Here is a 21,449-nt window from a genome sequence, read left to right as displayed (position 1 = left end):
GTTGCACAATATTTATGTTCGGGGAAAATAGAATGCCAATGAATGCACCTGATTCCTGATAAACTGTTCTGTAAGACTTATATTTGCAAGATAAAATTCTTTAGGATGAAGTTCAAATTATGTTTAGTTTTCCTGATACTAATTATATCGCAAGCAGGTGCACAACTTTCTTTGACACTCAATCTACCAGCTCAGACAGATGACATGCCGAGTTGGGCTCTTCTACTTTATAAGCAGCCATTGAACCTGTTGGAAATTGACGCTGCATTTCAGGATTACTACAAAAACCACCCATTCGAGAAGAATCACTATACCCGTTTTTATAAAAGATTGATCATGAAACATCAGGCTGCTATGCTTCCTGACGGCACTGTCGATTCCTCTGATCCAATGCGCAAATATGAAAGCTCCAAAGCGCCGAATTCATTTCGCTCTGCACCAATTTGGAACGTTTACGATATGGAAACATTTTTTCTGGAGAAAAACAGAGAAGCCTGTCCCTGGCAAGTCAACGTTTACAGAATGGATGTTTGTCTCTCTAATACAAATATTATGGTGGCTGCTGCTGAAACAGGTGGCCTTTATAAATCGATAGACAAAGGTGCCAACTGGAAACAGATTGGCAAAGAATATTCTCTGGCCACTGAAGCAATAGTTATAAACCCACTATATCCGGATACAATGTATGTAGGTACAAACGGCGCGATCAGGCGCAGTTCTGACGGTGGAAATACCTGGGTAGACGTGTTCAATCTTGCAGGTGTTGGATTTTACGAAATTGTAGCTCATCCCAAAAAGCCTTATATTGTGCTTGCGGGCAGTAATCAGGGACTTTATCGCAGCACAGACGCAGGTAAGAACTGGACTCGTCTGAGTACGGAGCCGGTTTGCGATATCAAATTCCATCCCACGAACCCATCTATAGTCTACTGCCTGAGAGAGAACAGCTCTCCTAAACAATACAGAGTATGGAAATCAGTCAATGAAGGCAAAGATTTTACTATGAAAAATAGTGGTTGGCACGCTTTAGCAGATGGTGGCGCCCGCATGGCTGTTTCTGCTGCGGATCCAAGCAGAGTGTACGTCATCTGCCTGACAACGACGAAAGGACCTTATTTGATGAGGAGCAATAATGCAGGTGAATCATGGACAATACACAATACAGGAAGTTATTCAGGATATACTTCCACGACACTGCCTATGGAAAATTGGCAAGGGTATTACGACCTGGCGATCATGGCATCACAAACCGATGCTGATCAGGTAATTACAGGTACGGCAAGTGCTTTCAAATCCACAGATGGTGGGGCCAGTTTCAAAATATTAGGTGGATATGGAGGAAGTTTTGCATTGCACCCTGATGTCCAATCTTGCATTTCCGTAGCGGCTGAATCCTGGATTACTACTGATGGAGGTGTGATTTACAGCACAGACTTTTTTAAAGAGACTTCTGCTTCAAAAGCAACAAATTTCGGGTTGAATGGATCTGATTTTTGGGGTTTTGATCTCGGCTGGTACGAGAAGATATTTGTCGGTGGACGATATCACAATGGGAATACAGTCTATCATGAAAATTACAAAGATAAATTCCTTCGGATGGGGGGAGCAGAAAGCCCTACGGGATATGTCAATCCGATCAACAACCGTCAGGTTTTTTTCTCTGACATAGGAGCTTATCAGATGCCTTTGAATTATGATACGAGTTGGTCATACCACTCCATACCTGCATCAAAATTTCCCTATGAATCTTATTATCAGATGCATGGAAGTAGGATGGTGTGGGCTCCTGATTGTTACAATAGAGTGTACCTTAGTGAAGGGAATAGACTGTGGAAAAGTGAGAATAATGGTGCAGGCTATGAGTTACTTTACTCTAGTGCTTTTTCTGATGACAATATTGAAACTATTGAAATCTGTAGATCTAATCCCAAAGTTATTTATATATCCATACGCAACAATCCCAGAGGAGATGGATCTGTTTTCAAATCTAAAGATGGGGGACTGACGTTTACAAAGCTGAATAATCCCGCCGGGCCGAGTGCCGGACAAAGAAGGGTACACACTATTGCTGTCAGCCCGACGGATGAGAATGAAATTTATCTTGCACTTTTGACCGGAGATGCAAACAACAAGGTCTTTTTGTCAAAAGATGGGGGTGATACCTGGTCTAATCTCACTACTAAAGTGTTGGCCGATAAAACGATATCCGCCATCGCATATCAGTATGGCACAAAAGGCGGATTGTATTTGGCTTGCAATGGTGGATTTGTCTACTATCGCAATCAAGAGATGTCAGATTGGGATTCCCATAGTGAGGGGCTGGCGGTAAATCACTATACCAGAGGGATCAAAGCATTTTACAGGGATGAATCCATAATAATGGGTAGTAGTGGAGGAGTATGGGAAGCGAAACTATACGAAAAATCAAAACCATTGGCGCAGGCTTCTGTAGACAAGCAGCTGACTTCCTGTAGTCGGGATACATTTTATTTTGCCGATTATAGTGTTTTAACTTTGGATAGTACAACCACTTGGGAGTGGGAGTTTCCCGGAGCTACATACGTCAGTGATATCCATGCCATGCGACCTAAAGTTATATATGGCAGAGTAGGTACGTATGACGTCAAACTCACTGTAAATCATGGAAATGACAGAGATTCACGCGCATTTCCCAAGATGATAACTATACTGACAGATGAATGCAGCATAGACTCAACAGCGCAGAAAGCTTTGGATATGTCGGCTTCAGGAGATCAGGTTTCCATTCCTGCAATCCCGCAATTTGAAGGAGCTGATGGATTTACAGTAAGTGCCTGGATCAAGCTGGACAGGCCTCAGGATTGTTTTACACAGATTATCTCAAACTGGGATTGTAACGTGGGATTTGGTTTTGGATTTGCTTTTCAGGGTTACGTGCGCACGCGAAATCTCACTTTTTTTGGAAGAATGTACCTTATCAACTGACCTCGTCCTTCAATCTGGACACACTAAAATGGACGCATGTGGCTATGGTGGTCTATCCTGATTCAGTGCGATTGTATGCTAATGGTGAATCATGGACAAGAAAAGGTGATTTTAGAGGATTTGATTTTTCGAAAACACCATGGGTTGTAGGGAAAGGAGTTCCCGGTCAATGCGGTGATTTTACAGGAGAAATCGATGAGCTCAAGTTGTATAACAGATCACTCTCAGAAACCGAAATTCGTCAAAATATGCATCTCATCCACCCGGAAGGAGAAGCCGGATTGATGGCTTACTATCAGTTTAATGAGAATGACAAAACCACTGCGTACAATCGTGTGGGAACGAGTCACGGTTTGATTGGAGCTGCTGAAAAAATCAGCTCTACTATCCCAGCTTCCAATGGTACCGGTGAATTGCGAATGCTGCAGACGGGTTCAAACGATTTTGCAAGCTGCGGGCTTGGTCTTGAAATAACTACTGGGGTTAATGATAAAATTCTATGGTCTGCAAACGCATTGCAGGGATTTCCGGATTCAATGTTGAGCACCAAGGGGACATTCCTTCCCATGTATTGGATTGCCCGAAATTTTGGACCTTATCAAAATGTGCTTGCTGCTCATGCCATCCTCGAGTTGCCGGCTTTGGTTTTAGAACAATACAGGTACCATCCTGAACTCATTCGCCTATATCATCGCGATCCGGCCAATGCGCATCTCAATCAATGGGTTCCTGTAGCAGTCGGTGAGTCCCTTGATTTATCAAAGAATAAGGTCAGTTTTCCAATATTCCGGACATCAACGGTCAATACTTGATCGAGTTGCTTGAAAATCCTTTTGTGGATGTAGCAGATCCATCTGCCTCAGTAGGAAAGTTACAGGTAGTACCAAACCCGGCCACTCAGGAAATCAGAGTGTTTAAAATTGGCAAGGATGAAAGTTACAAGCTCAAAGTGCTCCATTCGGATGGGAGGGTTGCGAAGGAAATAAAGGACTACCAACAAGGTGATGCCATAAGAGTGACCCAACTAGCTTCTGGAGTTTATATCATCGAAGTAGCATCAAAAAGGACCATTTTCATTAAATATTGATCTGTTCAAATGTTTACGAAAACGGGCTATGAAGGACTGAGGTTGTAAATTGAAATAAAACTCTATCAAAGACCGTTTGATTGCGGCATTGAAATTGATACTGAAATGCAGAAATGAGCTTGGTTAACTGAAAATGGATTTGTATCAAAAAACGAGCCGCTGGAAAATATATTTGTTCCTTGTAGGGATTGTAATCTTATTAATTCCCTGGCTATTCGCTAATTATCTGGCTAAAAAGCTGCAGGAAGGAGAACAGAAAAAAATGCAGATCTACGCCAGGACGATGGAGGAACTGACAAGAAATACAGATAATCAAGCCGATTTTACCTTTCACCAACAAATTCTAGCATCGCTCAAGGACATTCCCATACTTGCGGTGAGCGAGACCGGTAGGGTAGTGGATGTGATCAACTGCAATTTTAACGAAGATACAGTCAGCTTACTCAAAGAATTCAAATCAACAGGCATACCACCAATAGAGAGCTTTGGATATGCGAGATATATCTATTACAAGCATCCTCAGACGATGCAGTTGCTCAATTATTTTCCATGGTTCCAACTCATACTGCTCGTAGCTTATGCACTGATCGGGTATGCGGTTTTCAACACTTCGAGAAGGGAGGAGCAAAATCGTGTATGGGTTGGTATGGCAAAGGAAACTGCTCATCAATTGGGTACCCCTATCTCCGGGATTATGGGCTGGATTGAGAATTTGAGAATGAGCGATGATATCACTCCAGAAGAACGAGAAGAAATCCTCAAGGAACTGCAAAAAGATAGCTTTAAGTTGCAACAAGTTGCAGATCGTTTTTCCAAAATAGGATCCAAACCGGAATTGACGGCGAGTTCCCTCAGGGAGCAACTCATGATGTGTAAGGAATACATGCAGGCTCGGTCTCCCAAAACGATAGAGTACGAATTTTTTGCACATTCTGACTGTGACCCCCAAGTGATGATCAATAGTAATCTCTTTCAGTGGGTCGTTGAAAATATCCTGCGGAATTCTTTGGATGCCATGGATGGGAAAGGAAAAATTAGCGTAGATTGTATCGACGAAAAGACTCATATTGACATCTTAATCAAAGATACGGGTCATGGTATCCCCAGTTCAAAACACAATGCAATTTTCAGACCCGGCTTTACGACAAAGCAAAGAGGTTGGGGACTTGGGTTGTCTCTCGCAAAGCGTATCATAGAAAATTATCACAGGGGTAAAATTTTCGTCAAAGAATCAAAGATTGGAGAGGGTACCACTTTCTGCATCCAGCTACCGGTATACCAACCGTGATCCTGCACTTCTGCTCCGTCAATGAGAGCAATAAAATTATGAGATCTTAAATTTTTCATCTACAAAATCGGGAAAACGCCTACTCAAATTTAAGTATATGTTAATATGAGTGATAATAAGAGAGGTAGAGATACTTAATTCGCGTATGGCATGTAGCTTTGCCGATCATTTGCTGACTATACAAATAGCTGCACCATGGATCAGAAAAATCAAATCCAACTCAATAATTACCACATCCTTAATCCTTCACACATTTTCTACCAACTTAGCCCTGAAGAGCTGGTTCAACAAAGTATCAACAGAAATATTGCTACTTTGAGTGATACCGGAGCGCTCTGTATACGGACAGGTGAGTTTACGGGCAGGAGCCCTGAAGACAAGTTTACAGTTGACAATCAGGTCAGTCACGATAAGGTAGATTGGAACAAGTTCAATAAGCCTTTTCCACAGGAAAAATTTGATCAATTGCTGTTGAAAGTTGCAGCTTATTTCGATGGAAAAGATGTTTTTGTGCAGGACAATTTTGCCTGTGCAGATGACAGATATAAGATTTCTGTGAGAGTGTTTGCAGAATATCCATGGAGTGCTCAGTTCGCAGGCAATATGTTCATAAGACCTACGGAAGAGGAATTGCAAGGCTTTGAACCGGATTGGTGTATTTATTGCGCTCCCGGGTTTCATGCCGATCCGACTGTGGATGGAACGCGCCAACATAATTTTTCTATCATCGACTTTAAATCCAAGAGAATATTGATCGGTGGCAGTGGATATACTGGAGAGATTAAGAAATCAATTTTTACCATTCTCAATTTTGTATTACCGGTTCAACACCAGGTATTGTCCATGCATTGCTCAGCCAACGTAGGTTCCGATGGACATTCCACAGTGTTTTTTGGCTTATCTGGTACCGGAAAGACCACTTTATCGGCTGATCCGAACAGGAGTCTGATAGGTGATGATGAGCACGGATGGTCTGACCAGGGAGTCTTCAATTTTGAAGGAGGGTGTTATGCAAAAACGATTGACTTAACTGAAGAAAAGGAACCGGACATTTTCCATGCAATCAAACCTGAAGCGATATTAGAGAACATTGTGTTCTATCCCGGTACGAACAAGCCGGATTACACCAATGCATCTATTACTGAAAATACCAGGGTATCGTACCCATTATCACATATCAAAAATGCGATCAAGCCTTCCAAAGGAGGCCATCCCACCGATATATTCTTTTTGACTTGTGATGCATATGGTGTTCTACCTCCGATATCGAGACTTACTACAGGTCAGGCTATGTATCATTTTATCAGTGGGTACACTGCTAAAGTAGCCGGTACAGAGACCGGGGTAACAGAACCAAAAGCTACATTCTCAGCTTGTTTCGGAGCGCCTTTTTTACCTTTGCATCCAACCATATACGCGCAGATGTTGGGAGAAAGAATTGAGCGCTACAATCCAAAAATTTGGCTTGTCAATACAGGCTGGACAGGCGGATCTTACGGGGTGGGCAGCAGGATGAAACTGAAATATACCAGGGCAATGATTACAGCAGCACTTGCAGGTCAGCTGGAGAATGTCGAGTTTGCTCAGGATGATATTTTTGGTTTGAGCTATCCTACATCTTGTCTCGATGTTCCTCCTGAAGTTCTCAATCCCAGAAATACCTGGACGGATAAAGAGGCCTATGATAAACAGGCAAATATGCTGGCAGGCTTGTTTAATACCAATTTTGAAAAATATAAAAATAAAGCCAGCGCATCAATATTAGCAGCGGCTCCGAATCAGAAGTAATTTGCTGCGTAAGGGTTCTGGATAAAGCTTTTTTGGACGAATTTTGCGAGCAATGATGCTAGATGGAGAACAGCCAAACTTGTGTATCTTTGTGTCCCTTTCATCCAAAAGATCTCCAAAAAGGGAGTTGATCATAATAAAGGGTGTTTAGCTCAGTTGGTTCAGAGCGCCGCCTTGACAGGGCGGAGGTCACTGGTTCGAGCCCAGTAACACCCACTGTTGGTTAAACTGACAAATTCAAGAACGATGCGATTTTTCTTTTTATTTGTGGCTGTCTGCTCCTTACTTGACTGTAGGAATCAGGCACGCACTGCCGAAAATGCTGATGTTCCACAGGTGCAACATTTAGCTAATTATAGAGAAAGGCAGGCATTTCTGGAAGCGATAAATAAAAGGGATGCTGCGGTGAGATCTGCTGTTTCGGCTTATGATCCCCGGTTGTCAAAAAACACTCCTGAGTATGCTGCACTGGAACGCAAACTTCAAAGTACGGATGAAGAGAATCGCCGCCTGATCGAAGATTATCTGAGCATTTATTCTTATCCAGATATCGACTCTGTAGGAGTCACAGCAGCTCTGACACCTTGGTTGATATTGCACCATTACTTTCATGTGGCAACAAAAATGAAATATGTTTCCATGATGGCTAAAGCTTGGAAAGATGGCAATATCAGCGCCAATGATTACTACCTTTTTCTGAATGGCATTTATAAACTTACATCTGAAACCGAACTATCATTTAAACCTGAGGATCGGGATGAAGATAAAATTAGGATACTATTGGATAGTCTCGGGATCGACATTCAGATCTGATTTCTGCAAGTTTTTCTATTTACCCTTTCTTTTGTGCGTTTAGTCAATTTTTTTTGACTGTTTGCATGATCAAACAAAAACACACACATCCTCTGGTTAATTTTGGTCCTATAATTCACAATCAGGAACATTTGATTTTTGAAATTGACGATGGAAATTTGAAATTTCAGAATGCATTTTTCATTTTTATAAACCAACCATGAAAAAGACTATTGTTTTCCTCAGCTTATACCTGTTCTTGGCTTCCCAGCCTTTTTTGAAAGCACAGGTAGATGCAAATTATAAGAAATCTCTCGCCTATGATTGGCTCGATATTGCGCTTGAAGTGACCGCAAATGATGTAGATAGAGACGGAGCAAGACCAACGATTCAATCAAGAAGTTTAGCCATCTTAATGACAGGCATGTATGACGCTTGGGCCGCTTATGATGATCTGGCTGTTGGTACTATTCTTGGAGATGACCTTCGTCGCCCTATAGCAGAAAGAAATATGCAGAATAAGGAAAAGGCAATCAGCCAGGCAATCTATAGATTACTCCTTGAGCTGCATTCTCGTGATGCGGACTATATCCGTTCTAAGATGAAGCAAATGTCTTATTCCACAGACAACAATAGCCTTGATCCCACTACTCCGGAAGGAATAGGAAATCTTGTCGCTGATGCAATAATCCAATTTCGACGCAACGATGGCAGCAATCAATTGGGCAATGAACCTGGATCCAATGGTGTAGCTTACAGTGACTATACATATTACCAGCCAATTCAAAGCTGGGATCATGTAGTCGATCCGAATAGATGGCATCCATTACCTTTTGTAGATGCTCAGGGAAAGACATTTTTTGTTGGATTCCTGACTCCCCATTGGTATAGAGTGAAACCCTTTGGTCTTGAATCTTCAGCGCAGTTCAGAGCGCCGGACTATCCAAAATACGGAAGTCAGGAGTTAGAAAAAGAAGTGAACGAAGTCATAGACTTCAATGCAAACCTGGACCATACAAGAAAATCAACAATTGAGTTTATGCGGGATGGTCCGCGATCTACGGGTCAAGCCGGCCATTGGCTGCGATTTGCACAAATGGTGTCAGTTAGAGACCATAATAATTTGGACCGGGATGTAAAATTATTTTTTACAGTAGGAGTTGTAGCTATGGATGCGTTCATTGCTTGTTGGGAGACAAAGCGTTACTACGATTCTTCCAGGCCTTGGACTTTAGTACGTTATTACAACAAAGGTAAGACAATCAAAGGCTGGGGTGGACCTGATAAAGGGACACAATCTATTCCAGCAGAAAAATGGCACCCATATTCACCTGCAAATTTCGTTTCACCACCATTCCCGGCCTATGTTTCAGGACATAGCACCGTAAGTGGAGCCTGCGGTAAGATTCTTGAATATTTTACAGGAAGTGATCAGTTTGGCGCGGTAGAACATCGTATTTGTGGTCAAATCACAGAGACTCCCGGAGATCCTGTTTCTTTGCCTTTGCCTACTTTTTCAGGAACGGCTGAAATGGCAGGTATTTCGAGAGTTCTTGGAGGTTATCATATACAGGCAGACAATATCGAAGGACTGAATTTGGGTCGTAAAGTAGCAGAATGGGACTGGAATGTCATTCAAAAACACTTCAACGGTAGCTTAAAAGTGGGTAATCACAAGATGATGAATTCCAGCGAAACCAATGCGCATGTTTGCACACCTGCATGCAAAGACAAATGTGCTGCAATGCACAATGCAGGAAAAACATGTCCACCTGATTGTACAAAACCTTGTTGCAAGGATAAAAAGAAAGCTTGCAAACCAGGATGTAAAAAGGACTGTTGCAAAAAGAAATCTTAAAGAAGAGTTTACTAAGTGTTTTGTTTAAAAATAGTGGCCAGATTTTGTTTTGATTGATTTAGTGTAATATTGTTAGTGATAATACGCGCAAAAAATGGCTGAAAGGCATGCCGAGATCCAGGATCACCATACTTTCCAGCCATTTTTTATTTTAGTTCGATATTCATTTTTGTCTGAGCAGAACTTTGACTCGTATTGAAAGAAGGGTTTGCCTTCAAATCACCCTTATATATTTTACCGTGAATCAATTGCAAGGTCAATGACAACGAGACTCACTTAATACACCAGGAAGGAAACCGATTCATTTTGGTTTTTATTAAAGACATATTCTTAAACCCAACACCAGCTTTTAGATCCGGGTTAAATTGAATTATTGATTATGGTTGTACTCAATCATCCATTCAAGTCCGAATTTATCTCTTAACATCCCAAAGTAAGTACCCCAAGGACTGTTGTCTATGGGCATTTCCACGTTTGCATTTTCTGCCAGACCATTGAAAATATTATCGGCTTCTATTTTACTTTTTGCGCTGATAAATAATTTACTTCGAGTCTCATTTTCATTATGTTTTCCCATGAATTCCGGTGTATCACTACCCATGAGAAAATTGTGTTCTCCAATCGGTAATGAGATATGCATGATTTTATCTGCTTCCGGATCTGGATCCGGTCTTCCCGGCATAGGCATGTCTTTAAACCGTACTAGATTTTGGAATTCACCTCCAAAGATAGATTGATAAAATTTGAAGGCTTGTTCGGCATTACCATTGAAATGAATGTAAGGATTAATTTTAGTCATGATTTTTATGAATAATTTGTTAGATTCAAATAATGAAATGCGAATTACTTTTCCGGAAATTTGGAAAGATCCATATAAAATAATTCCCAAGTATATCCATCAGGGTCTTCGATGGTTCTTTGTTGCATAAATCCATAATCGCGCATTTCGTTGGGTTCGATTCCTCCACCCTCAAGGCCTTTACTCATTAAATTGTTGAGTTCTTCTGTTCCTGATACAGACAAGGAAAAAATACCAGAAATATGTGATTTTGAATCAGATATGGGTTTGTTCGTGAAGCTCTTGAATTTCTCATGGTTGAGCAACATCACAAATATTTTGTCACTCCAAACCATACACATCCCATTTTCGTCAGAAAATTGAGGGTTAATTGAGAAGCCCAGCGCCTGATAAAAATCACTTGATTTTTGCACATCCCTAACTGCCAGGTTAATGAAAATTTGCTTTGTTTGCATAAGATAATTGTTTTTGGTGTGAAGGACAAATTGATTTGATGAGCATGAATGAAGAGATACTTCAGTATGATTTTAGTTTGGCGTCTATGTCTGCTTGACTCTATGTTGCAGCAATGTAGAATCAGGAAATTGATTTTTCGTTTGGGCTGATCCTATACCAATTGCATTTTTCATTTTCATAAAAAAAAGTATTGACAAATTTCATTCCAATCTTTTGTAAGATTTTATTCGAAGCGGCATTTTCACAAGATGCCGCTGCAAAGACCTCATTGGCATGGAGTTTTGCGAATGCATAATCCAGACTCGCTATGGCAGTTTCGCTTGCAATACCTTTACCCCAGTGTTTTCTGATTATCCTATATCCGATATCATAATAATTTTGGTGATCGTTTGTAATTTCTTTGACCAACTTCAAGCCCGACCAGCCTAAAAACGAAGCTGAACTTTTATCTATTATTGCCCAGCGCCCGATACCATTGTCTGAATATTGCTGCCGGATGAAGTTGATCACGTCGACGATTTGTTGTTTATCTTTTACCGGATTATTTCCCAGAAATTTATGGACCTCAGGGTCAGAATCCAATTCGAATAATCCATCGACATCAGATAATTCAAATTCGCGTAATAAAAATCTTTTTGTTTCGACGACAACTTTAAATTCCATTTATCAATATATAAATTTAAGAAGATAATCAGTATTGGCGATGATCTCGTATTGATATCTAAAAGATATGATGTTTAACAAGTCATGAAATTAATTGTTTCGATTGAGTTGAAAATCAACTCCTGCAGTAGAATCACTTAAGAGGTGATCAATCTGTTTACAATCAGTTTTGATCATTTTATCTCTTGTATTTTATTTTATTGAAAATAGTTGTCTCATTTTATTTTTTTGGGTTGCATCCTCCATTTTTTATTGGAGAGTTATCACTTAGTCAACCGGTTTAAGCTTCGCAGTAAAATGTCTCAACAAAGGTGCTTCCTCTGTGATCACAAAACCATGATATTTTTTTCGATTTTGATAAACATAAATGATTACCTCAGCTACATAATCCAGATGGCTTTGTGTGTAAACTCTTCTTGGAATCGCGAGCCTGACGAGCTCCATTGAAGCAGGTATGAGCTTATGGTTTTGGTCGTATTTCCCGAACATGAAGCTGCCAATTTCAACACTGCGAACTCCTCCCTCTATGTATAAAGCGCAGGTTAAGGCTTGTCCCGGATACTGAGTTAGCGGTATGTGTTCCATAAAATTTTTAGCATCTAAATACACTGCATGTCCTCCGGCCGGCAGCATCACAGGGACGCCAGCGGATTGAAGCTTTTCTGTGAGGTATTCTATGCTTCGAATTCGATAATGCAGATATGATTCATCCATGATTTCTTGCAAGCCAATAGCTACCGCTTCCAGATCTCTACCTGAAAGGCCTCCATAAGTAGTAAATCCTTCAGTAATGATCAGTAGATTTCTACATTCATTAGCTAGATTTTCATTTTTGAGTGCCAGAAAACCTCCCATATTGGAGAAAGCATCTTTTTTTGCACTCATAGTTGCCCCGTCAGCATAAGAGAAAATTTCCATGACTATCTCAGAAATAGATTTTTGATCATATCCCTTTTCTCTCTTTTTTATGAAATAAGCATTTTCTGCAAATCGACAACAATCGATGATGAGAGGTATGTCATGATTTGAACAAATGTGCCTGACCTCGCGAATATTTTGCATGCTTACAGGTTGACCTCCTCCAGAATTATTGGTAATAGTTAGAATTACCGCAGGGATGTTTTTTGCACCGATTTTTTGAATATTCAGTTCTAATGCTTCTATATCCAGGTTTCCTTTGAAATCAGCCGGAATGGAGGGCAATTTTCCTTCTTTGCACAATAAATCAATGCCTTCCGCTCCGGAATATTCTATATTAGCCCTAGTGGTATCAAACAAGGTGTTACTTATAAAATACTTTCCTTTGCCACCAATGATGGTGAACAGTATTTTTTCCGCTGCACGGCCTTGATGCGTAGGGATAATGTGGGGAAGCCCGGTTATACTTCGGACAGCGTCTTCAAATTTATAAAAACTGGAACAGCCTGCGTAGGATTCATCACCTAACATGATTCCGGCCCATTGTGCATTGCTCATAGCACTCGTGCCACTGTCGGTAAGCAGGTCTATAATCACGTCTTTTGCAGCTAGCCCAAAAACATTGTAATGCGCTTTTTTTAGAAATTCTTCCCGCTCTTGACGTGTAGTAAACAAGATGGGTTCTACCATTTTTATTTTGAATGGTTCAATGATGGTTTTGTGAATCATGATCTGTACAAATTTGGGTCAAATATCGTCATTTTATACAAAAGATAAAAAGATATTATAATCAATTAAAATTTGAATGCGTGTTTCAAACATTGTGAAGGGGATTATATTAAAGCCCGTTTCTATCTAATCGATATTCTTTTATTTTAAAATTATTCTGAGTGAAACTTTTTCAAATTATGTGGCCAAAATCCAAAATGAAATTATATCACTGACTCGATTAGAAATAGGAAATCTCCTATTTCACCAATGTACAATATAATCGATAAATATGATTCTAAATAAAGAGTATAATTTGACTAGTGATTTCTTAAAGCATCCGTGATTTATTTATTTTTAAATGGTATAATTCCAACTTCAAAATAATAACCAATAAAGATAAGGTGAATAGGTATATAGATCAGTCTATGAAACCATTGTGTTTTTGAGGCAATTTTAAACTGAATCCTTATTTTTAGCCACATAGTTCATTGCTTCTTTTGCATAGTTTGCCCATTTGTCAGAGTTCATCTTGGAAACCTGGACCCATTCTTTCATAGGACGATTTTTACCTGAAGGATCAAATAATTTTGAGCCATCCAGGCTAAGTGCATTTTTGTGTATGTCTCCTGACAATTTAAATACCATCTCGTTTTGAAAGAAGGAAATAAAAGCCTTCCCATTTATTTTGAAACATGGCTTTCCAAACATTTGGCCGAGTTCAGCCACTACCAGGTTTTTGCCTATAGATTGGTAAAGTTTTTCCTCTTCTGTCATATCGCAATATATAAATATAATAGCAAATATAGGAAAAGTGAAAGATTTAATTATTGAAAATAATAATTAGTTCTATTTGTGTATTTGGATTTAACTATTTTCTTGTTGGACAAGCTACAGTATTCATACGGATAGACACTATTTGTTTTTAAATTCATATTGTATCCAATCCAGAATTGAAGGTTAGATTTTTAATGAATGACAACACAAAGTGCTCTGTTATTGGTACTGGATTCAGTTATATTAAAATAGCAAAATCTGAAGTATTATTTCGTAATGATAAAACCAATTTTGCACTTGTTTCAATTTTATAAGGCGATCTAAAATCAGGGTTGAGGATATTTATAGAATAAAGCGCAGTCCAATCGGTGCTGTCTTTCCTTGTTTTTTTGACCCATTTTTTTGAAAAATGTTTATGGATATCAATAGCTCTTTATTTGTATCTACTTAGGTCAAAAATAATATTTTATCTCGGAATTAAAAAATAGGTATATTTGTGTTCCTACCAATAGAAGATAATTGAATCAATACTCATCAAAAGATTCAAGTTATCCATAAATTAGAAGAAATATTATTAGAATTAAATAAACTACGGCAAGAAGTAGTTGAACTTAGAGCAGAGAATGCCCAGCTTCAGTGGAGAATGCAATACTAAAGGAGAGAATAAAGGTATTAGAACTTAAAAATAAGCAAAATAGTAAAAATAGTCATATGCCTCCTTCTTCGGACCTATACAAGACTAAGAAGATAAAGAGTGCATTTACCAGGAAACAGAATAAGAATTCAGGTGGGCAAAAGGGTCACGAGGGAAAGACTTTAGATAAAGTAGAATTTGTGGATGAGGTTATAGTTTTGGAACCGAAACGATGTCAATGTGGAGCAGATCTTACAAAAGTCAAAGGTGTAATAATTGAAACAAGACAAGAATTTGATATTCCTCCCAGGAGATCCGGATAATAGAATATCAACGTAAAGAATGTATATGTCCGTACTGTCAGGCTATAACTGCCGGACATTTTCCAAATCACATACAAGCGCCGACGCAGGTGGTTCAACCATAAAGGCTGTATGTGTAATAATGAGTGTAAATTATAAAATTCCACTGGCAAAGATTGTCCAGTTGATGGAAGATCTATATCAGATCAGAATAAACGAATCCAGTATTATCAATTGGTTGAAACAATCTTATAACTTAATGAAACCAACAGAAGATCAGGTAAAAGAACATTTACTGAATAGCAAATTAGTGCATGCGGATGAAACAGGAGTTAATATCAATGGTAAAAAATTATTGGAATCATGTAGTATCGACTGACAAACTAACTCACCAGTTTATAAACGAGAAAAGAGGTCAAAAAGCAATTCGAAATGAAGCTTCCATATTACCATATTATAAAGGAATACTAGTGCATGATTGCTGGTCTAGCTATTTTACATTAGAACAAGTTAAACATGTAATATGCGGAGCACATCTCATAAGGGAACTCAATGCATTAATAGAAGATAAATCAAAGTGGGCTTTTCGATTTCAAAAATATTTATTAGAACTACATAATTCACCGATAGCTAAAAATAAGAAAAATAAAAAACAAATACTTCTTGACTATAACAAAATACTACGACAAGGAATTCATGAAGAACCGCCACCAAGAAGAACAAGTTACAGAGGTCGAATTAAAAATTCAAAAGGATTGAACTTAATCAACAGACTAATTAAATATAAGGAATCTGTATTGGGATTTGCCTTCAGCAACTTAATACCATTTACAAACAATCAAGCAGAACGCGATATTCGCCATTGCAAAACAAAACAAAAAGTGGCTGGATGCTTTAGATCTCTGGAAGGTGCGAAATACTATATGCGTATTTCCTCCATAACAATCACTTTAAGAAAAAACTCAGTGAATGTGCTCGATTGGATAAAATCTCTATTTGCTGAAGGTATTTTTACCTTACCTTTGACCTAAGTAGTTACCTTTATTTAATGAATTGTTATAAAATGCAAGAATGAGATCAACGTAGTCATAATTCAATTTTGTGTAAGCTGGGCTGGGTATGTTTGTAACTTCATAGCCTTTGATGCTGAATTATAAAGTGATTTGTGCTTCAATGTTGTACTTGATTTGTGCATTCGGAGCGATCCTGCAAAGGAGGCTACTCCAATAATGTGCATTGTAGTATACTGAGTTCTCAAATTTGAAATTTGAATGGATTGCACCAGTAGTAACTTGTAGATTGAATTAGCTGATTCCAACCTTGCATTTTATTATGGATTATAGAACAAAAGAAATTTATAAAATTTTATATATTGCTAACTTATGGATGATAAACCGCAGCCATGATTGTATTAAAGTTCTTGTTATATTCAGGATCAGTATTGAATATACGATTAAGGAATTACATGCGATGAAACGGATAGTAAATGGGACCTTTTATTTTTGCTTTTTCTGTATTGGAGCAAAGCGTTGTCCTGTGTTTTGAAATTCACTGCATGTCATATTGTTTTAACCATTTCCCAGATTGTAATTGAAGTTTGATTTTTATTGCAATGTAATTGCTACCATGTACCAAAAAAATATTGGGAATTTCAAATTCGAATTTCTTATCTCAGAATAACAGAATCGCAATAAGCGAAAATACAGAAATTGATATCCATAATATCGTACCTTGGAAAATGGGAGAAATTCCAACTGATTTTATAAGTTTGTATGAAAGATTTGTACCTATCAAAAACAAGGTCAGTGTTAGTCCAGCTTTTGCTAATTTGACAATAATAGGACTTAGGTTATGAGCTGCAGGAATATAGGTGTTGGCAATTATTGCTAAAATAAACAAACCAATAAAATAAGGTATTTTAATTTTTAGATCTTTTTGTTTAAATAAGAATGAGCTTGATAAAGCAATGGGAATGATCCATAATGCTCTTGCTAGTTTTACTGTAGTGGCGGTCCCTAAAGCTTCATTACCATATTTAGCCGAGGCACCTACCACCGAGCTCGTATCGTGTATGGCAATGGCACACCACAAACCAAAATCACTTTGAGACATATGCATTAAATGTCCTAAAGTAGGAAAAATGAAAAGGGAAACGGAATTGAGAATAAAAATAACGCCTAAGGCAATGCTTATCTGATCAGGATTAGCTTTTACGATCTGAGAAAATGTAGCTATTGCGCTGCCACCACATATGGCTGTTCCACCTGAGATGAGAAATGAAATCGTTTTATCGACTCGGAATATTTTTCCAAGAATGTAACCCAATAAGAGTGTTCCGAAAATCGTAAATAGGGTAAAAATAAATCCTTCTTTGCCGGCTTGTATAGCACTGGTAGTTGTCATTCCAAAGCCTAATCCAATTACTGATATTTTCAGGAGCCAGTTAGTTGCTTTTTTAGTGGTTTCCGGAAATGGATGTTTAATGAATTGAGCGAAAATGATGCCAAGCAATAAAGCAATAGGAGGTGATATGATGGAGCTTAGGCATATTACTGAAATAACTAACAATGTGATTTTGCTGTACAGTCCTGTTAATTGATTTTCAGAGCTTGCTGTTTTCATCATTCTGTGCAGTAGGTATAAAATTGAAAGATTAACCCAAAGTCTTGGCGAGCTAAATTTTAATCGGATTTAATTTTTTGTTGCCAATTGGACCCAGCTTAAAAATCATTTCAGTAGGTACCAACATTCAGTTTTGCTCGCCTATTTGAAGTGAAATTCATCCAAACTACACCTTTGTATGGTGCCAATTAGACATAAATTCAAGATCCTGACAATTATTCCCAGATGTATTGCTTCTTGTTCATCAGAAGCGCTTCACCTGTAAACACCTGTTCGCCGCTGCTGAGTTCAAAAATGCTACAATCGTACAAGACACGATTTTTTTCTTTATACACCTCTTTTACGGTTATCACTGCTTGATAATCCGTATCGACAAACATGGGTCTGAGCCACTGCATAGTCTGCTTCAAGTAGACATGACCATCAGCTTTCCAGAGTGCTCCAAAAATCTTCGTAAACACTGCCCCACCTAAAAATCCATGAATTATACACTTCCCGAACATGCTATTTTTACCAGCTTCAGGGTCGATATGAAGTGGATTGGTATCTCCCGAAACCCGGGCAAAAGTGTCTACATCCGACTGAGAATAAGCGAAAGTATGCTTAAATTGATCTCCTATTTGTAGCATATTCAATAAATTTAATAATTTGTTGACAATTAATGAGTTACTAATACCTTATCTTTGCGTCGCAATATTACAATTTTAATCTTTTCATAAACAAATTATTTTACTAAAATGGCTGAATCAAATAAAACCAACGGAATTCTTGATCAAATCCTTGAAAACCAGGCTAATTTCGTCGCAAATGCCGTAGAATATACTAAAAAACTGACAAAAGACTTCCCTGTAGCGCAAGAGTCTCTTGACAAAGGCTATAAACTATACAAAGACAGCGTTGACAGTCAAAAAAGTATTCTGGAAAATTCTATTTCAAATTTGGAAAAAACAACAAAAGAAATGAAAAATCAATCTGAAAATACTCAAAATTATTTCAATCAATGGTTCGAAAATCAAATGAACTATGCAAAGAATGCCTTCCAGTTCACCAATTCAAATCAGCAGACTCAAGATTGGTTTTCTAATTGGCAAAACTGGATGAATCAGAACCAGAATATGATGAATCAAAATCCATGGATGAATATGATGAATGGCAATCCGTTCAACTATTCTAACCAGAATATGGCAAATGAGTATATCAATAACTGGAGTAACTACACTAAGCAGTATTTTGATATGATGAATCAAGCTTATGGAGAATGGACAAAGTCATTTAATAACATGACTTCTGCTGAGTCTTTCAAAGGAATGAAAGATATGCAATCGAATTTGAGTAAATTCTTCGAATTGTGGATGCCAATGTTCAAAAGCATGCAAGACAAAACTTTCAATAATGAAATGTTTATGTCAATGATGGATACTCAAAAGTTCAAAACATTCGTAGATGGATTCTTCAAATTTATGCCAGATGGTAGCCAGAAAATGGTAGAACAAATGAATGTTCAGTTCGTCAATATGATGAAACAAGCTGCTGAGGCCGGCCTTCATAATTATGAAGGAATGAAATCCCAATTCAACCAATTCCAGTCCAATACAGCCAATCCATTCAGTAATATGATGAACATGTATTCTAATTGGAAACAGGCGTTCGATAATGCAATCTCTCCATTGTCGAAGGTGATCAACGAGAACGACAGTGTGAAGACTGTAAAAGATTGGAATCAAATCGCGGATCAAATGATGGAATTCTCTATAAAAAATAGCGAACTACAGTACATGATTTATCAACATGCTACAAAGGCGATGGATACATTGGCGACAAAAGTTGCAACAAACCTCAAAGAAGGTAAAGAAATTGATTCCATAGTGAAGCTGTACCAAGAATGGTTGATGATAGGAGATGACGTGTTTACCAATTTGTTTCAATCGGATTCTTATAGCAAATTAATGACTGAAGTCAGCAGTCTTCAATTGAAAATCAAATCCGCTATAGATGGTCAGATGGAGAAAACTTTATTTGCCAATATTCCTGTAGCCACTAGAACTGAGATGGATGAGGTGTACAAGAATCTTTATGACTTAAAGAAAATGTACAGAAATCTTGAGAAAATGTTTGAAACAGCTAAGTCTCAACAATCTGCAGCTTCTGATCCTGCTCCAAAGGCAAGTACAAAGAAAAAATAAATTACTGAAAGAATTTGAAAAGCCAGTCAGAATTTTTGACTGGCTTTTTTTTTAAAAATAAGCTTACTTTTGTCCATTCAAAAAAAACGAAATGTTCAATACAGCATCTATTCTCAACGAAGTTCAAGAAATATCTACCAAAATCCAAAAAGGATATAAGACCCTCGCATCGATAGAATCAGTAGAAGTAGCTGTCACTCCCAAAGAATTGGTATGGCAGCAAGACAAGGTGAAGCTCTATCATTATCATAGGGACACGCCAGCCAAATGCAAAATTCCGGTACTGGTATCATTTGCGATCATGAATCGTCATGATGTTCTGGACCTTCAACCTGATCGCAGTTTGATGAAAAAATTGCTAGAGGAAGGCTTGGATATTTACATTATGGACTGGGGTTATCCAACCAAAGCAGATCGATATCTGACTATGGAAGATTATATACTTGGGTACATGAATGATGCTATTGATTTTATCCGTAAGAAACACAAAGTAGATAAAATCCATAAAATGGGTATATGTCAGGGTGGTTTATTCAGCATGATTTTTGCCTCCCTGCACCCAGAGAAATTGAAAACCCTGACTACATATGTTGCACCTTACGATTTTAATGATACGAACTGTAATATGCTCTACAAATGGACCAAGTATGTAGATGTAGATACCATGGTCGATACTCAAGGAATCATCAGTGCCAATATGCTCAACAGCGCATTCAGTATGTTGAAGCCAAGTATGGATATTGCAAAGTATTTTGGTGTCATGGATATGATGGAAGATCGTGATAAAATCATGAATTTCTTGCGTATGGAAAAATGGAAGGCGGATTGTCCAGACCTAAGCGGCGAGATGTATCGCAAGTATATCAAAGATCTATTCCGGGATAATAAATTGATCAAAGGCGAATTTGAGATGAATGGAGAAAAAGTGGATCTCAAGAAAATGACATTGCCTTTCCTCAATGTGTATGCTACAGAAGATAATATCATTCCAAATGAATCAACAATAGCTGTAATGGACAAAATAGGCTCTAAAGACAAGCAAGAGTATGCTTTTCCGGGAGGTCATATAGGAGTTTTTGTAGGTGCAAAATCTCAAAAGGAATTGGCACCGGCGGTAGCTAAATGGGTGATGGAAAGATCTTAAATAATCCTCCCTGTAGGGGGATAGGAATTTTTAAATTTTGACCGGTTAAAATAAAGACTGCGTTGTCAATGAGTAAGTAACAATGGCTGCAAGGTAATGAGCATGCTACAAACCTTGATCAATTAGTGACCTTCGGACATTGGATTTTACAGCAGACATGATCTGCTCATCCATTTAAAATCATATGCATTTGAAATGTGCGATTGCGATGTTATAAAGAATTTTTATATCTCCATGACTTGAAGCACACCCGATTTGCTTTACCAATTGTTTAAAAAAATTATCAATAAATCTTCGTGCAAAATTGATTTATCCTTCATTTGACGATTGCTTCGAAGGGTTTAGAAATGGTACCATAAATTATTGGCTTACCGATTAAGAAGCCCTTACATTTAAAGTTTTAGCTAACCTGCCAATAAGTACAATCTTGAAATACCTGCATGATATAAAATGTATTTGAAATAAG

General features: G+C 38.2%; 19 protein-coding genes and 1 tRNA gene. 13 read left to right on the top strand and 7 right to left on the bottom strand.

Features of this window, described 5'->3' with window-relative positions:
- The first annotated feature begins 105 nt into the window (after positions 1-105).
- From IPI99_00290 to IPI99_00255, 8 genes are all read left to right on the top strand, one after another.
- Entirely contained in the window at positions 106-2,964 is a 2,859-nt protein-coding gene (locus IPI99_00290; GenBank protein MBK7338944.1) for a hypothetical protein, read from the top strand.
- On the top strand, positions 2,883-3,776 hold the full coding sequence (locus IPI99_00285) for a LamG domain-containing protein (GenBank protein MBK7338943.1): 894 nt from the start codon (positions 2,883-2,885) through the stop codon (positions 3,774-3,776). Before IPI99_00290 ends, IPI99_00285 begins: the two co-directional genes overlap by 82 nt.
- Positions 3,773-4,051, top strand: coding sequence for a T9SS type A sorting domain-containing protein (locus IPI99_00280; protein ID MBK7338942.1), 279 nt, complete (start codon positions 3,773-3,775; stop codon positions 4,049-4,051). Before IPI99_00285 ends, IPI99_00280 begins: the two co-directional genes overlap by 4 nt.
- Positions 4,052-4,184: 133 nt before the next feature.
- Entirely contained in the window at positions 4,185-5,339 is a 1,155-nt protein-coding gene (locus tag IPI99_00275; GenBank protein MBK7338941.1) for a HAMP domain-containing histidine kinase, read from the top strand.
- 195 nt (positions 5,340-5,534) lie between these two features.
- Positions 5,535-7,127: a phosphoenolpyruvate carboxykinase (ATP) gene (gene pckA / locus IPI99_00270; protein ID MBK7338940.1), complete on the top strand. Its 1,593-nt coding sequence runs from the start codon at positions 5,535-5,537 to the stop codon at positions 7,125-7,127.
- Between the two features lie 141 nt (positions 7,128-7,268).
- Positions 7,269-7,343 (top strand) — tRNA-Val (locus IPI99_00265).
- Between the two features lie 30 nt (positions 7,344-7,373).
- Positions 7,374-7,940, top strand: a complete 567-nt coding sequence (locus tag IPI99_00260) for a hypothetical protein (GenBank protein MBK7338939.1) — start codon at positions 7,374-7,376, stop codon at positions 7,938-7,940.
- A gap of 199 nt (positions 7,941-8,139) precedes the next feature.
- On the top strand, positions 8,140-9,777 hold the full coding sequence (locus IPI99_00255; GenBank protein MBK7338938.1) for a vanadium-dependent haloperoxidase: 1,638 nt from the start codon (positions 8,140-8,142) through the stop codon (positions 9,775-9,777).
- A 370-nt stretch (positions 9,778-10,147) separates the two neighbouring features.
- Here the strand turns inward: IPI99_00255 and IPI99_00250 are convergent, their stop codons facing one another.
- From IPI99_00250 to IPI99_00230, 5 genes are all read right to left on the bottom strand, one after another.
- Positions 10,148-10,576, bottom strand: a complete 429-nt coding sequence (locus IPI99_00250; protein ID MBK7338937.1) for a VOC family protein — start codon at positions 10,574-10,576, stop codon at positions 10,148-10,150.
- Between the two features lie 44 nt (positions 10,577-10,620).
- Complete coding sequence (locus IPI99_00245; protein ID MBK7338936.1) at positions 10,621-11,031, bottom strand: VOC family protein; 411 nt, start codon at positions 11,029-11,031, stop codon at positions 10,621-10,623.
- 121 nt (positions 11,032-11,152) lie between these two features.
- Positions 11,153-11,695, bottom strand: coding sequence for a GNAT family N-acetyltransferase (locus IPI99_00240; GenBank protein MBK7338935.1), 543 nt, complete (start codon positions 11,693-11,695; stop codon positions 11,153-11,155).
- A 267-nt stretch (positions 11,696-11,962) separates the two neighbouring features.
- Complete coding sequence (locus tag IPI99_00235; GenBank protein MBK7338934.1) at positions 11,963-13,342, bottom strand: tryptophanase; 1,380 nt, start codon at positions 13,340-13,342, stop codon at positions 11,963-11,965.
- Positions 13,343-13,777: 435 nt separating this feature from the next.
- A complete protein-coding gene (locus IPI99_00230; protein MBK7338933.1) occupies positions 13,778-14,098 on the bottom strand; it encodes a hypothetical protein in 321 nt (106 codons plus the stop codon).
- A 711-nt stretch (positions 14,099-14,809) separates the two neighbouring features.
- On the opposite strand from IPI99_00230, the gene IPI99_00225 reads away from it, so the two are divergent.
- The 3 genes from IPI99_00225 to IPI99_00215 are packed head-to-tail and all read left to right on the top strand — an operon-like array spanning position 14,810 to position 16,065.
- Positions 14,810-15,055: a hypothetical protein gene (locus IPI99_00225; protein ID MBK7338932.1), complete on the top strand. Its 246-nt coding sequence runs from the start codon at positions 14,810-14,812 to the stop codon at positions 15,053-15,055.
- A gap of 25 nt (positions 15,056-15,080) precedes the next feature.
- Positions 15,081-15,413 (top strand): transposase, encoded by a 333-nt coding sequence (locus IPI99_00220; protein ID MBK7338931.1) that lies wholly within the window; start codon positions 15,081-15,083, stop codon positions 15,411-15,413.
- Positions 15,355-16,065: a transposase gene (locus IPI99_00215; protein ID MBK7338930.1), complete on the top strand. Its 711-nt coding sequence runs from the start codon at positions 15,355-15,357 to the stop codon at positions 16,063-16,065. The genes IPI99_00220 and IPI99_00215 overlap by 59 nt, the downstream gene beginning before the upstream one ends.
- Before the next feature lie 640 nt (positions 16,066-16,705).
- Here the strand turns inward: IPI99_00215 and IPI99_00210 are convergent.
- Both IPI99_00210 and IPI99_00205 read right to left on the bottom strand, forming a co-directional pair.
- A complete protein-coding gene (locus IPI99_00210; GenBank protein ID MBK7338929.1) occupies positions 16,706-17,659 on the bottom strand; it encodes a putative sulfate exporter family transporter in 954 nt (317 codons plus the stop codon).
- Positions 17,660-17,871: 212 nt separating this feature from the next.
- A complete protein-coding gene (locus tag IPI99_00205; protein ID MBK7338928.1) occupies positions 17,872-18,285 on the bottom strand; it encodes a MaoC family dehydratase in 414 nt (137 codons plus the stop codon).
- 108 nt (positions 18,286-18,393) lie between these two features.
- Here IPI99_00205 and IPI99_00200 point away from each other — a divergent pair, with 108 nt between their 5' ends.
- Positions 18,394-19,839 carry a hypothetical protein gene (locus tag IPI99_00200; GenBank protein MBK7338927.1) on the top strand — a complete coding sequence of 482 codons (1,446 nt, stop codon included), beginning with the start codon at positions 18,394-18,396 and terminating at the stop codon, positions 19,837-19,839.
- Positions 19,840-19,930: 91 nt separating this feature from the next.
- A complete protein-coding gene (gene phaC, locus IPI99_00195) occupies positions 19,931-20,983 on the top strand; it encodes a class III poly(R)-hydroxyalkanoic acid synthase subunit PhaC (GenBank protein MBK7338926.1) in 1,053 nt (350 codons plus the stop codon).
- The last annotated feature ends 466 nt before the right edge of the window (positions 20,984-21,449 follow it).

The organism is Saprospiraceae bacterium (assembly GCA_016710235.1).
Taxonomy (GTDB): domain Bacteria; phylum Bacteroidota; class Bacteroidia; order Chitinophagales; family Saprospiraceae; genus Vicinibacter.
The sequence above is the reverse complement of the archived record's forward strand: the minus strand, read 5'-3'. Positions and strand labels throughout refer to the sequence as shown.